14 protein-coding genes are annotated in these 13968 nt (G+C 66.0%); 11 read left to right on the top strand and 3 right to left on the bottom strand.

Annotated elements, in window-relative coordinates; all coding sequences use genetic code 11:
* Positions 1 to 13: 13 nt before the first annotated feature.
* The 11 genes from AC1ZV1_RS00660 to AC1ZV1_RS00610 all read left to right on the top strand — a co-directional run bounded on the left by AC1ZV1_RS00660 (position 14) and on the right by AC1ZV1_RS00610 (position 10514).
* A complete protein-coding gene (locus AC1ZV1_RS00660; protein WP_484295080.1) occupies positions 14 to 2038 on the top strand; it encodes a methyl-accepting chemotaxis protein in 2025 nt (674 codons plus the stop codon).
* A gap of 204 nt (positions 2039 to 2242) precedes the next feature.
* Entirely contained in the window at positions 2243 to 3085 is an 843-nt protein-coding gene (locus tag AC1ZV1_RS00655) for a CheR family methyltransferase (RefSeq protein WP_484295079.1), read from the top strand.
* Entirely contained in the window at positions 3085 to 3678 is a 594-nt protein-coding gene (gene cheD, locus AC1ZV1_RS00650) for a chemoreceptor glutamine deamidase CheD (protein WP_484295078.1), read from the top strand. Before AC1ZV1_RS00655 ends, cheD begins: the two co-directional genes overlap by 1 nt.
* Positions 3679 to 3693: 15 nt before the next feature.
* Complete coding sequence (locus AC1ZV1_RS00645) at positions 3694 to 4749, top strand: protein-glutamate methylesterase/protein-glutamine glutaminase (protein WP_484295077.1); 1056 nt, start codon at positions 3694 to 3696, stop codon at positions 4747 to 4749.
* A 190-nt stretch (positions 4750 to 4939) separates the two neighbouring features.
* Positions 4940 to 6928: a biofilm regulation protein phosphatase SiaA gene (gene siaA / locus AC1ZV1_RS00640; protein WP_484295076.1), complete on the top strand. Its 1989-nt coding sequence runs from the start codon at positions 4940 to 4942 to the stop codon at positions 6926 to 6928.
* Between the two features lie 10 nt (positions 6929 to 6938).
* Entirely contained in the window at positions 6939 to 7481 is a 543-nt protein-coding gene (gene siaB / locus AC1ZV1_RS00635; RefSeq protein ID WP_484295075.1) for a biofilm regulation protein kinase SiaB, read from the top strand.
* Positions 7482 to 7506: 25 nt separating this feature from the next.
* The gene (siaC, locus tag AC1ZV1_RS00630; protein ID WP_484295074.1) at positions 7507 to 7887 is read left to right on the top strand and encodes a biofilm regulation phosphoprotein SiaC; all 381 of its coding nucleotides are present in this window, start codon (positions 7507 to 7509) and stop codon (positions 7885 to 7887) included.
* Positions 7888 to 7892: 5 nt separating this feature from the next.
* Positions 7893 to 8681 (top strand): biofilm regulation diguanylate cyclase SiaD, encoded by a 789-nt coding sequence (gene siaD / locus AC1ZV1_RS00625; RefSeq protein WP_484295073.1) that lies wholly within the window; start codon positions 7893 to 7895, stop codon positions 8679 to 8681.
* Positions 8682 to 8770: 89 nt separating this feature from the next.
* Entirely contained in the window at positions 8771 to 9577 is an 807-nt protein-coding gene (locus AC1ZV1_RS00620) for an NYN domain-containing protein (protein ID WP_484295072.1), read from the top strand.
* A gap of 74 nt (positions 9578 to 9651) precedes the next feature.
* On the top strand, positions 9652 to 9966 hold the full coding sequence (locus tag AC1ZV1_RS00615; RefSeq protein WP_484295071.1) for a DUF2845 domain-containing protein: 315 nt from the start codon (positions 9652 to 9654) through the stop codon (positions 9964 to 9966).
* Positions 9967 to 10088: 122 nt separating this feature from the next.
* Entirely contained in the window at positions 10089 to 10514 is a 426-nt protein-coding gene (locus AC1ZV1_RS00610; RefSeq protein WP_484295070.1) for a GNAT family N-acetyltransferase, read from the top strand.
* Positions 10515 to 10620: 106 nt separating this feature from the next.
* Here AC1ZV1_RS00610 and AC1ZV1_RS00605 read toward each other — a convergent pair whose 3' ends face one another.
* The 3 genes from AC1ZV1_RS00605 to aptA form a co-directional block, all read right to left on the bottom strand.
* A complete protein-coding gene (locus tag AC1ZV1_RS00605; protein ID WP_024766243.1) occupies positions 10621 to 12117 on the bottom strand; it encodes a CoA-acylating methylmalonate-semialdehyde dehydrogenase in 1497 nt (498 codons plus the stop codon).
* Positions 12118 to 12294: 177 nt separating this feature from the next.
* Positions 12295 to 12606: a cupin domain-containing protein gene (locus AC1ZV1_RS00600; RefSeq protein WP_054910633.1), complete on the bottom strand. Its 312-nt coding sequence runs from the start codon at positions 12604 to 12606 to the stop codon at positions 12295 to 12297.
* Positions 12607 to 13953: an omega-aminotransferase AptA gene (gene aptA, locus AC1ZV1_RS00595; protein ID WP_484295069.1), complete on the bottom strand. Its 1347-nt coding sequence runs from the start codon at positions 13951 to 13953 to the stop codon at positions 12607 to 12609.
* Between the last annotated feature and the right edge of the window lie 15 nt (positions 13954 to 13968).

The following is a 13968-nucleotide window of genomic DNA, read 5'->3' as shown; positions in this document are numbered from 1 at the left end:
GAGGACAATCAACATGGGTCTGTTCAACGCACACGCTGTGGCGCAGCAACGCGCCGACCGCATCACCGCCATCCTCCACAGCCTGGTGGACGGCAACCTCGACGTCGCCATCGGCGAAGCGCCTGCCGCCGGCTACGAGCGCCTCTACGACGGACTGCGCAACGTCCAGCGCAGCCTGCGTGAGCAGCGCGCCGAACAGGCCCAGGTGGAAGCCCTGGAAGCCGGTCTGGTGGAAATGACCCGCCAGCACGAGCTGGGCTGGATCGACGAGGTGATCCCGGTGGACAAGTTCGCCGGCCGCCCGGCGCGAATCGCCAAGGGCATCAACGACCTGGTCGCCGCGCACATCGCAGTGAAGATGAAGGTCGTCGCCACTGTCACCGCCTACGGCAAGGGCGACTATTCGGTGGACATGGATCGCCTGCCGGGCAAGAAAGCCATCATCACCGAGGCCATCGACGGCGTGCGCGACAGCCTCAAGGCCAACGCCGATGCCGCCGAGTACAACGCGCGGATCAAGAGCGCGCTGGATAACGTCTCGGCCAACGTGATGATCGCCAACAACGATCTCGACATCATCTACATGAACCGCACCGTCACCGAGATGCTCGGCAATGCCGAGGCCGACATCCGCAAGCAGCTGCCGAACTTCAACGCCAGCCGCCTGATGGGCGCCAACATCGACATGTTCCACAAGAACCCGGCGCACCAGCGCGGCATGCTCGCGCACCTCACCGCGCGGCATAAGGCCGAGCTGAGCCTGGGCGGCCGCCGCTTCGCACTCGACGTGGTGCCGGTGTTCAACGATGCCGGCGAGCGCCTGGGCTCGGCGGTGCAGTGGACCGACCGGACCGAGGAGTTCCGCGCCGAGCAGGAAGTCTCGCAACTGGTCGACGCCGCCGTCGCCGGCGACTTCACCAAGCGCATCGAGGCCTCCAACAAGGAAGGCTTCTTCCTCAAGATTGCCAACGGCCTGAACAACCTGGTGGACACCGCCGACAAGGGCCTGCGCGATGTCACCCGCGTGCTTGGTGCCCTGGCCCAGGGCGACCTGACCCAGCGCATCGACACTGATTACCAGGGCACCTTCGGCGAACTCAAGGACTACGCCAACGAGACCGCGCAGAGCCTGTCGCGGATGCTCGGGCAGATCCGCGAAGCGGCCGATACCATCCACACCGCTGCCAGCGAGATCGCCAGCGGCAACGCCGAGCTTTCCACCCGTACCGAGCAGCAGGCGTCGAGCCTGGAAGAAACCGCGTCGAGCATGGAAGAGCTGACCAGCACCGTGAAACTCAACGCCGAGAACGCGCGCCAGGCCAACTCGCTGGCGGTCAACGCGTCCGAAGTCGCCACCCAGGGCGGCAGCGTGGTGCAGAAGGTGGTCGGCACCATGTCAGCCATCAACGACTCGGCACGCAAGATCGCCGACATCATCGGGGTGATCGACGGCATCGCCTTCCAGACCAATATCCTCGCGCTCAACGCGGCTGTCGAAGCGGCGCGTGCCGGCGAACAGGGCCGCGGCTTCGCGGTCGTGGCCGGAGAAGTGCGCACCCTGGCGCAGCGTTCCGCCGCCGCCGCCAAGGAGATCAAGACGCTGATCAACGACTCGGTGGACAAGGTCGAGAGCGGCAACACCCTGGTCGCCCAGGCCGGCCAGACCATGAGTGACATCGTGGTCGCCATCAAGCGCGTCACCGACATCATGGCCGAGATCGCCGCCGCGTCCGCCGAGCAGAGCAGCGGCATCGAAGAGGTGAACGGCGCGGTGTCGCAGATGGACGAGATGACCCAGCAGAACGCCGCGCTGGTGGAAGAAGCCGCCGCCTCGGCCGAGGCCCTGCAGGAGCAGGCCGGCATGCTCAACCAGCAGGTTGCGGTGTTCAAGCTCGAATCCATCGCGGCCACCGTGGTGCCGCTGGCCTCCGCCCGCCCGGCCCGTGCCGAGCCGGCTGCGCATGCTTCGCGGGCCGCCCGTGGCGTGGCGAAGGCAGTGCGTGCCAAGGGCAAGGAGGACGACTGGGAAGAGTTCTGATCGGGCGGGGCTGAAGGACAGCGGTGGCCGGAGCAATGGGAGGGTCGGCCGCCGCGCGCGGACCAGGGATGGTCAGGCGATACCACCGCACACAGTGATCCTGTAGGAGCGGGCCATGCCCGCGACAGTCCGGCACGATACGGAGCGCGGGCATGGCCCATACGTCTGATCCGCACGCAACCCGCTCACCACCGAGACAACCCGATGTCGATCAACCTGCCCGCCCCCGAGCACGAATTCCACTACACCCGCCGGGACTTCCAGCAGGTGCGTGAGCGCCTGTACCGGCACGCCGGCATCAGCCTCTCGGAGAACAAGCAGCAACTGGTCTACAGCCGCCTCTCGCGACGCCTGCGCAGTCTGCGCCTGGGCAGCTTCGCCGAGTACTTCGCCTACCTGGAGCACCACGAGGAGGAGTGGCAGCAGTTCGTCAACGCACTGACCACCAACCTCACCGCCTTCTTCCGCGAGAAGCACCACTTCGATCACCTCGGCCGCTTCGCCGCCGATCAGTTGCGCGACCACCAGCCACTGCGTTTCTGGTCCACCGCCTCGAGCACCGGCGAGGAACCCTACTCCATGGCCATGACCCTGGTGGACGCGCTGGGCAGCTTCGCCCCACCCATCGAACTGATCGCCTCGGACATCGACACCGGCGTGCTCGGCCAGGCGCGCCAGGGCATCTACCCGCTGGAACGCCTCGAGGCGCTGAGCCCGGCGCAGAAGAAGCGCTTCTTCCTCCGCGGCACCGGCGGCAATGCCGGCAAGGCGCGGGTGGTGCGCGAACTGCGGCAGATGATCGACTACCGGCAGATCAACCTGCTCGACCGCGACTGGGGCATTGCCGGTGGCCTGGACGCGATCTTCTGTCGCAACGTGATGATCTATTTCGACAAGCCGACCCAGACCCGCCTGCTCGAACGCATGGTGCGTCTGCTGCGATCCGGCGGGCTGTTCTTCGCCGGGCACTCGGAGAATTTCGTCCACGCCAGCCACCTGGTGCGCTCGGTGGGCCGCACGACCTACCAGGCCGTGGGGAGTCCTTGATGGGCGCAGCCCTGGACCAGCCCAATCGCTATTACGACCCGCGCTTCGGCATGGACGCGGTGAAACTGTTGCCGGGCGAGTGCTACGTCACCGCCGACCCGGTGATGCTGGTCACCGTGCTCGGCTCCTGCGTCTCGGTGTGCCTGCGCGACCGCAGCAGCGGCCTGGGCGGCATGAACCACTTCATGCTGCCCGGCGACACCGGCGTGCAGGGCCTGCTGTCCAATTCCGGGCGCTACGGCGTGCACGCCATGGACCTGCTGATCAACGGCCTGATGCGCCGGGGTGCCCAGCGCCGGTATTTCGAGGCCAAGGTGTTTGGCGGCGGTTCGGTGCTGAAGAACCTCAGCGCCGACGTCGGCCAGCGCAACGTCGAGTTCGTCCTGCAGTACCTGGAGAACGAGGGCATCCCGCTGGCAGCCCAGGACCTGCTCGACGTCTATCCGCGCAAGGTCTATTTCTTTCCCGGCAGTGGCCGTGTGCTGGTGCGCAAGTTGCGCACCCTGGCCAACGACACCGTGCTGCAGCGCGAGCGGCAGTACTGCCAGCAACTGTCCCGCCGGGAGCGTGGCGGGAGCATCGACCTGTTCTGAAAGGAGGGACGAGCGATGACAGTCAAGGTCCTGATCGTCGACGACTCGGCGCTGATCCGCAGCCTGCTCAAGGACATCATCCAGAACGACCCAGAGCTGCAGCTGGTGGGCGCCGCGCCCGACGCCTTCGTCGCCCGCGACCTGATCAAGCAGCATTCGCCGGATGTCATCACCCTCGACGTGGAAATGCCGCGCATGGACGGCCTGACCTTCCTCGACAAGCTGATGAAGGGACGGCCGACCCCGGTGCTGATGATCTCCTCACTCACCGAAAAGGGCTCCGAGGCGACCCTGCGCGCGCTGGAGCTGGGCGCCATCGACTTCATCGCCAAGCCGCGGCTGGGGATCGCCGAAGGCATGCAGGCCTACGCCGAGGAAATCTGCGCCAAGCTCAAGACCGCTGCCCGCGCTCGTCTGCCGCGCGCCCGTCCGGCCGCCTCGACCGGCATACCGGCAACCAGCAACGCGCCGCTGCTGAGTACCGAAAAGATCTTCGCCATCGGCGCCTCCACCGGCGGCACCGAGGCGATCAAGGAAGTCCTCCAGGGCCTGCCACCGGACTGCCCCGGCACCGTGGTCACCCTGCACATGCCGCCGGGCTTCACCAAGTCCTACGCCGACCGCCTGGACCGCCAGACGCGCCTGTCCGTGCGCGAAGCCCGCGATGGCGACCGTATCCTCCCCGGCCACGTATTGCTCGCCCCCGGCGACTACCACATGGAAGTGCAGCGCAGCGGCGCCAACTATGTCGTGCGGCTGCACCGCGAGGCGGCGGTGAACGGCCATCGCCCGGCTGTGGACGTCATGTTCAATTCCCTCGCCCGCTGCGCCGGGCGCAACCTCATCGCCGCACTGCTCACCGGCATGGGCAAGGATGGGGCCCGTGGCTTGCAGGCGATCCGCCAGGCCGGCGGCCACACAGTGGCCCAGGACGAGGCCACCTGCGTGGTCTACGGCATGCCCCGCGAGGCCGTGGACCTGGGTGCAGCCAAGGAAGTCCTGCCACTGGAACGCATCGCCGGCTCGCTCCTGCAGCAGGCGCGCCAGAGCGGAAGCGGTAACCGCGTCTAGTTCTGCAGGACTCCTCCGGCGGCACCGAGCGACTTTTCGCACAGCGTCTAGACTCAGGCCAATTGACCGGCGCCAATATTATGGCGATCCGATATCAATTTGGTTTGATTGTGCCCGTATACAAAATGCACAATTGAGCTTTCGCCAAAAGACCGGCACACGGCGGGCGACACGGGGAATCAAGATAGCCATGGCGGCAAGATGGGGGTTGCGCGGCAAATCGGTGGTGGCATTGCTCATCGCCTGTCTCCTGGCGCTGGTACCGGCAGTCATGCTGGGCTGGAAAGCCATGGAAGACATCCGCACGCATTTCGGCCTCGCCTTCGCGAGAAACTTCACGCTGCTCAACCAGCAGAAGATCATTGCGCCGGTGATCCGCGAACTGGCGCTCTCGCGGCGCCTGGCCGAGTCCGTGGTGACGCAGGACTGGCTGCTGGCCGAGAACGATCCAGCGCGCCGTGCGCTGTTCTTCCGCGAGGCCGAAGGCTTCCGCGCCGACCAGCACAACTACTCCTACTTCGTCGTAGTGGACTCCTCGCGCCACTACTACTTCAACGACTCCAGCTCGCCGCTCTCCAACTCCCCGCGCTATACCCTCAGCGACACCGACCCGCAGGACCGCTGGTACTTCGATACGCTGGCTCGCGATGAGACCTACAACATCAATGTCAACTACGACGCCAAGCTGAAAGTCACCAAGGTCTGGTTCAACATGGTGGTGCGCGCCGGCAACGAGAAAGTCGGCCTGGCCGGTGGCGGCCTGGACCTCACCGAATTCCTCGACCAGTTCATCTCGCGCCGCGAAGCCGGGGTGACGCCAATGATCGTCGACCCCGACGGCGCCATCCAGGCGCACCCGGACACCCGCCTGATCGCCTACTCCTCGGGCTCCAGCGGGCAGGCCAAGCACCACGTCTACGACCTGCTGGCCAATGACCAGGAACGCACCGCCCTGCGCCAGACCCTGCGCCAGGCCGAGGCCAATCCCGGCGAAGTGGAAACCCTGTGGGGCACCATCGACGGCAAGGAACAGCTCATCGCCACCGCCTACATCCCGCAACTGCGCTGGCACGTGCTCAGCGCCATCGACCTGCACGCCGCCCAGGTGCTCGACAGCCGCTGGATCTGGCCGCTGGTGGGCACCCTCGCCGGGCTGCTGGCGATCCTGCTGATCGGCTTCGCCTACACCGTCGACCTGCTGGTGCTGCGCCCGCTGCGCGGCCTCAAGCAGTCGGCCAAGGCGATTGCCGCCGGGCAGTACGACAGCCCGCTGCCGCGTACCCGCCCGGATGAGATCGGCGAGCTGTCCAGCGCCTTCGCCAGCATGGCCGACCAGGTCCGCCGACACACCGAGGAACTGGAAGACAAGGTCCAGCAGCGCACCCAGGCCCTGGAAGCAGCCAACCGCGAGATGGCCGCCGCGCAGAAGAAGATCGGCGACTCCATCGACTACGCCAGCCTGATCCAGCGCGCCATCCTCCCGGATCGCCAGCTGCAGGCGTCCCTGGGCGAGCACCATTTCGTCCTGTGGAAGCCGCGCGACGTGGTGGGCGGCGACTTCTACATCTACCGCGAAGGCCCGGTGGACAGCCTGATCGGTGTCGTCGACTGCGCCGGCCACGGCGTGCCCGGTGCGCTGATGACCATGCTCGCCCTGGCCGCCATCGACCACGCCATCGACAGCGTGAAGAGCCATGACCCGGCGGCCATCCTGCGCGAGACCGACCATGTGATGCGCGGCATGCTCGGCCAGGAAGAGTTCACCCACTCGCTGGCCACCAACATGGACGCCGGTCTGGTGCGGGTCGATCACCAGCGCAAGCTGCTGCACTTCTCCGGGGCGAAGATTTCCCTGTTCGCCAGCGACGGCAACGACGTGCGCGAGTACAAGGGCGCACGCCGCGCCATCGGCGACAAGCGCCAGGGCGACTACCAGGATGTGGAAATCCCGATGGAAGCCGGTTGGACCTATTACCTGTGCACCGACGGCTTCCTCGACCAGGCCGGCGGCGAGCATGGCTTCGGCTTCGGCAACAGCCGATTCGCCGACCTGCTGCGCAACCACGCGCGCCGACCGCTGGCCGAACAGGCCGACGTGTTCGCCGCTACCCTCGCCCAGTACCAGGGCGAGCAGCCGCAGCGCGACGACATCACCATTCTCTCTTTCCGCTTCGACTAGGGGTTAATCCATGGAATCGCTAGATCTGTTGGCCATGCGCGAAAGCTACACCCGGCAACGCATATTGCTCTGCTTCAACGGGCCCATCTCGCGCAGCCTGATCGAGGAAATCGGTCACGCGCTGCGCAACTACATGCAGGCCGAACAGGCGCACCCCAGCGAAGCGATGGACGTGTTCGCCGTCTACATCGAGATGACCCAGAACATCCGCCACTACGCCAGCCTGCGCGGCTACAACGACCAGGAGGCCTCGGCCACCGTGGCGATTGCCCGCGATGACGAAGGCCACTACGTGGTCTCCGCCGGCAACCTGGTGGAACTGGCCGACGGCCAGGGCCTGGTGCGCAGCATCGACGCCATCGCCGGGCTCGACAAGGCCCAGCTCAAGGCCGCCTACAAGGAACAGCTGCGCCGCCCGCGCGACGCCGAAGCCTCCACCGGCGCAGGTCTTGGCCTGCTGGACATCGCCCGCAAATCCAGCGCGCCGCTCAAGACCTCCCTCACCGAACAACCCGACGGCCGCGCCTTCTTCAGCCTGCGCGCCGTGATCTGAACTGCGAAATTCAGGAAGACCCGACATGAGCGATCTCAACGTCACCGGAACCCAATCAACCCCACAGATCCATGGCGACTGGCAGGCCGGCATCCTCGCGATGCAGGGCGACTCCTACCCGGAGAACTCCTATGAGCTGTTCGGCCAGGTCATCGAGTGGGTCGAACGTTTCCTCACCCAGGAGCAGCGTCCGCTGGAACTCGACCTGCGCCTGCTGTACCTCAACACCAGCTCGATCAAGGCCATGATGGACATCTTCGACCTGCTCGAAGAAGCCCACGGCCAGGGCCGCACCACCCGCGTGGCGTGGCACTACGACCGCCGCAACGAGCGCGTCGCCGAACTGGCCGAGGAATTCCGCGAGGACTGTACCTTCCCGTTCGTCATCCAAGCCTACGACGAGTAACGGCCATGACTAGCGAGCGCGAGCTGGACCTGCTGATCGAAGAGCTGCTGGCCGACCCCCAGTACGAAGGGCATCCCCTGCGCGAGGCCCTGTACCAGAAGCACCAGCAATCCCTCGACCAGCTCGCGCGCCTGGAGCGCATCGCGCGGATTTCCGACGGTTTCCAGTCCATGGCCCGGCAGCAGAACAGCACGCTGTCCGAGCGCTACCACAAGCAACTGCGCCAGCTGGAAAAGGTCGCGCGCATCTCCGACCGCTACCAGGACATGATGCGTGACCTCAACGTCGCGCTGAAGGAAGCCTCGACCCACGACACCCTCACCGGCATCGCCAACCGCCGCCTGCTGATGGAGCGCCTGCGCGAGGAAAGCGAGCGCGCCCAGCGTCACGGCGAGTCCTACGTGCTGGCCATGCTCGACGTCGACCGCTTCAAGCAGGTCAACGACACCTGGGGTCACGAAGTGGGCGACCGCGTGCTGGTGGAAATCGGCCGCGCCATGGAGTCCGCCCTGCGCCAGTACGATCTCTGCGGCCGCTGGGGCGGCGAGGAATTCCTGCTGATTCTGCCCGACACCCGCCTGGCCGACGCCGCCGCCATCATCGAGCGTGTGCGCAACGACATCCGCTGCCTCGCCGTACGCGTGGGCACCAACGCCCTGTCCGTCACCGCCAGCTTCGGCGTCGCCGAACACCATCCGGGCGAGAGCTACTCCCAGACCCTCAGCCGCGCCGACGCCGCCCTGCTGGACGCCAAGCGCAGCGGGCGCGACAAGTGCGAGTTCGCGCAGGCGTAAGCCGGCGCAGGGCACACGGACGCTCCACCCGGTTGGCATCCCGGGGCGAACCCGATTAAGGTCCATGGACCACATGCAAAGGATGCAGCATGGCCACCAAGCCCCCAGTCCCCCGCCAGCAGAAGCACCTCGCCGTCCTGATCGACGCCGACAACGCCCCCGCCGCCATCGTCGAAGGGTTGTTCGAGGAGATCGCCAAGTACGGCGTCGCCAGCGTCAAGCGCATCTACGGCGACTGGACCAAGCCCAACCTGGGCAAGTGGAAGCAGGTCCTGCTGGACCACTCCATCCAGCCCATGCAGCAGTTCGCCTACACCAGTGGCAAGAACGCCACCGACAGCGCGTTGATCATCGACGCCATGGACCTGCTCTACACCCGGCGCTTCGACGGTTTCTGCCTGGTCTCCAGCGACAGCGACTTCACCCGACTGGCCGCACGCCTGCGTGAAGAGGGCCTGACCGTCTACGGCTTCGGCGAGGAGAAGACGCCCAAGCCGTTCGTCTCCGCGTGCGACAAGTTCATCTACACCGAGATCCTGCGCGCCGCGCCAGAGCCCGTCGCAGACCCTGTGCAGACCACCGATAAGTCCGTCGCCCCCAGCACCACGGAAACGCCAAGGCCTGCCAGCAAGACCAAATCGCAGAAGGTCCCGCTGGACTTCATCGCCAAGGTGCTCGACGACATCGATGGCGACGATGATGACTGGGTGCAACTCGGCGCCCTGGGACAGAACATCAGCAAGCTGCAGCCCGCGTTCGACCCACGCTTGTATGGCTTCAAGAAGCTCAGCGACCTGATCAAGGGACATCCCAAGCGCTTCGAGCTGCAGGCACGGGGCACCAGTGGCACCGGTGGCAAGGACCTGTACGTGCGCAACGTCGGCCCCGCGCGCTGATACTGCACCAGCGCAATGAACGGGCCGATCGCCGGGCGTTAGACTGCGCGGCAAACCCGCAACGGAGACGCCCCATGCGCCCCTGGCTGATCGCCCTCCTCCTGACCCTGGCCGCCGGCACCGCACACGCCGGCACCCTGCGCTGCGGCACCAGCCTGATCAACGAGGGCGATCCGATGGACGAGGTGCTCGCCAAGTGCGGTGAACCGGTCAAACGCGACATTGTCCCGCCGACCCCGCCGCGGCGCGGGCAGGACGGCAAGATCATTCCCGGCGGCCCACAACTGGAAACCTGGATGTACGGCCCCAGCAACGGCGCCTATCGCTACCTGCGCTTTCGCGATACCACGCTGGAACTGATAAGGACCTCCCGGAAAGAGGAAATCTGAACGCAGGGCGCAGCTGGAGGCCCCTGCATTTGCGCACCGCCGTACCCGCCGCTACCAAAGGCGCCTACCCATCGCGGCGGCATCTCCCTAGACTGGTCGCCTTCGCCAATCCGGAGGGCACCATGCACAGCCAATTCGATTTCACCCTCGGCATCGACCCACAGGCACGCGACGTCGTGGTCAAGGGCCTGCTCGCCTACAACCTGGGGCAGATGGGCCGCAGCAACACCTACGACGACTTCGAGCTCTACGCCCGCAGCAACGACGGCGAAGTAGTCGGCGGCATGTTCGGCCAATCCGGCATGGGCTGGCTCTACATCGACTACCTCTGGCTGCAGGACGACCAGCGCGGCAGCGGCCTGGGCAGCCAGCTCATCGCCCTGGCCGAAGACGAAGCCCGCCGCCGCGGCTGTGTCGGCCTGTTCCTCTACACCTACAGCTTCCAGGCTCCCGGCTTCTACGAGAAACAGGGCTTCGAACGCATGGGCGTCCTCGAAGACTGCCCGCCGGGGCATCAGCGCATCTACCTGAAGAAGCACCTGGGCTGATCGCCGGGTCCGGCACAGGCGAGGCAGTTTGCACACGCCGCCTTCGCTCACCTGAAAACAAAAAAGGCCGGTCAACTGACCGGCCTTTTTTGTTAGCTATTCACCCTCAGCCATTGCTGGGGAAGGCGAACTGCGCCGCTTCGTGCGACTTGCGCTGCGGCCAGCGCTGGGTAATGGCCTTGCGCTTGGTGTAGAAGCGCACGCCATCCGGGCCGTAGGCGTGCAGGTCGCCGAACAGCGAACGCTTCCAGCCGCCGAAGCTGTGGTAGGCCACCGGTACCGGCAGCGGTACGTTGACGCCGACCATGCCGACTTCGATCTCGTCGCAGAACAGGCGGGCCGCTTCACCGTCGCGGGTGAAGATGCAGGTGCCGTTGCCGTATTCGTGGTCGTTGATCAGCTGCATGGCTTCTTCCAGGCTGTTCACACGCACGATGCACAGCACCGGGCCGAAGATCTCTTCCTGGTAGATGGTCATGTCCGGGGTCACCTTGTCGAACAGGGTGCCACCGACGAAGAAGCCGTTCTCGTGGCCGGCAACCTTGTAGTTGCGGCCGTCGACCAGCAGCTGCGCGCCCTGTTCGACGCCGGCGTCGATGTAGCCGGTGACTTTCTGCTGGGCAGCGCCGGTGACCAGCGGGCCCATGTCGAGGCCGCAGGAGGTGCCGGCGCCGATTTTCAGGGCCTTGATCTGCGGAACGATCTTCTCGACCAGCGCGTCGCCGATCTGGTCGCCCACGCACACGGCGACGGAGATGGCCATGCAGCGCTCACCGCAGGAGCCGTAGGCCGCACCCATCAGGGCGCTGACGGCGTTGTCCAGGTCGCAGTCGGGCATCAGCACCGCGTGGTTCTTGGCGCCGCCCAGGGCCTGCACGCGCTTGCCGCGCTTGGTGCCTTCGGAATAGATGTACTCGGCGATCGGGGTCGAGCCGACAAAGCTCAGGGCTTTGACTTCCGGAGCCTCGATCAGCGCGTCCACAGCGGTCTTGTCGCCGTGCACCACGTTCAGCACGCCCTTGGGCAGGCCGGCTTCTTCGAACAGTTCGGCGATCAGCAGGGTAGAGCTCGGGTCACGCTCGGACGGCTTGAGGATGAAGGTGTTGCCGCAGGCGATGGCCAGCGGGTACATCCACAGCGGCACCATGGCCGGGAAGTTGAACGGGGTGATGCCGGCGACCACGCCGATCGGCTGGAAGTCGCTCCAGGCGTCGATGTTCGGGCCGACGTTGCGGCTGTATTCGCCCTTCAGGATTTCCGGGGCGGCGCTGGCGTACTCGACGTTCTCGATGCCGCGCTTGAGTTCACCGGCAGCGTCTTCCAGGGTCTTGCCGTGTTCTTCGCTGATCAGCTGGCTGATGCGCGCTTCGTTGGCTTCGAGCAGTTGCTTGAAGCGGAACAGCACCTGGGCGCGCTTGGCCGGCGGGGTGTTGCGCCAGGCCGGGAAGGCGGCCTTGGCGGCGTCGATGGCCTGCTGCACGGTTTCGCGGCTGGCCAGCGGGACCTTGCGGATGGCTTCGCCGGTGGACGGGTTGAAAACGTCGGCGGTGCGGCCGGTGTCGGCGATCATCTCGCCGCCGATCAGGTGCTTGACGGTGGTCATGGGAAGTCTCTTCTCGCTGAAAGTGTGGGGGCGGGCTCTCTCAAGAGCCCCCTCTCCCTAGCCCTCTCCCTGAAGGGAGAGGGGATTTGTACGGTGCACGGGTCGAGCGTCGAGGCTCGCCGGGAAGGCCACTCTACGGTGACATCCGCCGGCATGCCTTCTCGCGTGCCCGCGCGCTCAGTGGCTGTGCGGGTGGTCGTCGCTCTTGAGCTCGATCTCGATGAAGGCCACTTCGTGATCGCAAGGGTTGATCACGTTATGTTCGGTACCGATCTGGCGGGTGTAGCTCGCACCCAGGACCAGCGGCGCGCGCCGCTCGCCCTCGGGGGTCTCAAGCAGCAGTTCGCCGTTGGTCACCGGGACCACGACGTATTCCATGCCGTGGCGGTGCCAGCCGGTCTCGGCACCGGGGGCGAAGCGCCACTCGGTGACCAGGACCTTGTCGTTGTCGATCTGTACCGTCGGGACGGCCTTCGGACGCTCGCTCACTTACGCCACCCCATTGAGGGCGTCGCCGACGGCGCTGAACAGGCGGTCCAGGTCTTCGGGCTTGGCGTTGAAGGTCGGGCCAAACTGCAGGGTGTCGCCGCCGAAGCGCACGTAGAAGCCTTCTTTCCACAGCTTCATGCTGGCTTCGAACGGACGCACGATGGCGTCGCCGTCACGGGCGCCGATCTGGATCGCGCCGGCCAGGCCGCAGTTGCGGATGTCGATGACGTTCTTCGCGCCCTTCAGGCCGTGCAGGGCCTTCTCGAAGTAGGGAGCCAGTTCCAGCGACTGCTGGATCAGGTTCTCTTTTTCCAGCAGGTCCAGCGCGGCGATGCCGGCGGCGCAGGCGACCGGGTGCGCGGAGTAGGTGTAGCCATGGCCGAACTCGACGGCGTATTCCGGCAGGTTCTGGCCCATGAAGGTGTCGTAGATTTCGCTGCTGGCAATCACGGCACCCATCGGAATCGCACCGTTGGTGACCTGTTTGGCGACGTTCATGATGTCCGGCTTCACGCCGAAGAACTCGGCGCCGGTGGCCTTGCCCATGCGGCCGAAGGCGGTGATCACTTCGTCGAAGATCAGCAGGATGTTGTGCTGGTCGCAGATTTCGCGCAGGCGCTGCAGGTAGCCCTTCGGCGGTACCAGGACCCCGGCGGAACCGGACATCGGCTCGACGATGACGGCGGCGATGTTCGAGGCGTCATGCAGTTCGATCAGCTTCAGCAGTTCGTTGGCCAGCTCGACGCCGCCAGTCTCGGCCATGCCCTGGGTGAAGGCCATGCCCGGCTGCAGGGTGTGCGGCAGGTGGTCGACGTCCATCAGCTGGCCGAACATCTTGCGGTTGCCACCGATGCCGCCCAGGGCGGTGCCGGCGACGTTCACGCCGTGGTAGCCACGGGCGCGGCCGATCAGCTTGGTCTTCTGCGCCTGGCCTTTGAGGCGCCAGTAGGCGCGGGCCATCTTGATCGAGGTGTCGGCGCACTCGGAGCCCGAACCGGTGAAGAACACGTGGTCGAGACCGGCCGGGGTCAGCTGGGTGATCTTCTCGGCCAGCTTGAAGGACAGCGGGTGGCCGTACTGGAACGCCGGGGAGTAGTCGAGGGTGGTCAGCTGCTTGGCGACCGCGTCGGCGATTTCCTTGCGCGAGTGACCGGCGCCGCAGGTCCACAGGCCCGACAGGCTGTCGTAGATCTTGCGGCCCTTGTCGTCCACCAGCCAGCTGCCTTCGGCGGCCACGATGATGCGCGGATCTTTATGGAAGTTGCGGTTGGCGCTGAAGGGCATCCAGTGGGCCTTCAGGTTCAGTTCGCTGGCCACCGACGGGGTGACGTTCACTTGCTGGTTCATGCAGCTTGTCCTCGA

This window comes from Pseudomonas sp. BB438 (assembly GCF_057180225.1).
This window is presented reverse-complemented; position numbering and strand designations above follow the sequence as displayed.

What these genes read in the sequence shown, in the direction of transcription:
- AC1ZV1_RS00660 (WP_484295080.1), top strand. Translation starts at nt 14, where the DNA reads ATGGGTCTGTTCAACGCACACGCTGTGGCGCAGCAACGCGCCGACCGC.
- AC1ZV1_RS00655 (WP_484295079.1), top strand. Translation starts at nt 2,243, where the DNA reads ATGTCGATCAACCTGCCCGCCCCCGAGCACGAATTCCACTACACCCGC.
- cheD (WP_484295078.1), top strand. Translation starts at nt 3,085, where the DNA reads ATGGGCGCAGCCCTGGACCAGCCCAATCGCTATTACGACCCGCGCTTC.
- AC1ZV1_RS00645 (WP_484295077.1), top strand. Translation starts at nt 3,694, where the DNA reads ATGACAGTCAAGGTCCTGATCGTCGACGACTCGGCGCTGATCCGCAGC.
- siaA (WP_484295076.1), top strand. Translation starts at nt 4,940, where the DNA reads ATGGCGGCAAGATGGGGGTTGCGCGGCAAATCGGTGGTGGCATTGCTC.
- siaB (WP_484295075.1), top strand. Translation starts at nt 6,939, where the DNA reads ATGGAATCGCTAGATCTGTTGGCCATGCGCGAAAGCTACACCCGGCAA.
- siaC (WP_484295074.1), top strand. Translation starts at nt 7,507, where the DNA reads ATGAGCGATCTCAACGTCACCGGAACCCAATCAACCCCACAGATCCAT.
- siaD (WP_484295073.1), top strand. Translation starts at nt 7,893, where the DNA reads ATGACTAGCGAGCGCGAGCTGGACCTGCTGATCGAAGAGCTGCTGGCC.
- AC1ZV1_RS00620 (WP_484295072.1), top strand. Translation starts at nt 8,771, where the DNA reads ATGGCCACCAAGCCCCCAGTCCCCCGCCAGCAGAAGCACCTCGCCGTC.
- AC1ZV1_RS00615 (WP_484295071.1), top strand. Translation starts at nt 9,652, where the DNA reads ATGCGCCCCTGGCTGATCGCCCTCCTCCTGACCCTGGCCGCCGGCACC.
- AC1ZV1_RS00610 (WP_484295070.1), top strand. Translation starts at nt 10,089, where the DNA reads ATGCACAGCCAATTCGATTTCACCCTCGGCATCGACCCACAGGCACGC.
- AC1ZV1_RS00605 (WP_024766243.1), bottom strand. Translation starts at nt 12,117, where the DNA reads ATGACCACCGTCAAGCACCTGATCGGCGGCGAGATGATCGCCGACACC.
- aptA (WP_484295069.1), bottom strand. Translation starts at nt 13,953, where the DNA reads ATGAACCAGCAAGTGAACGTCACCCCGTCGGTGGCCAGCGAACTGAAC.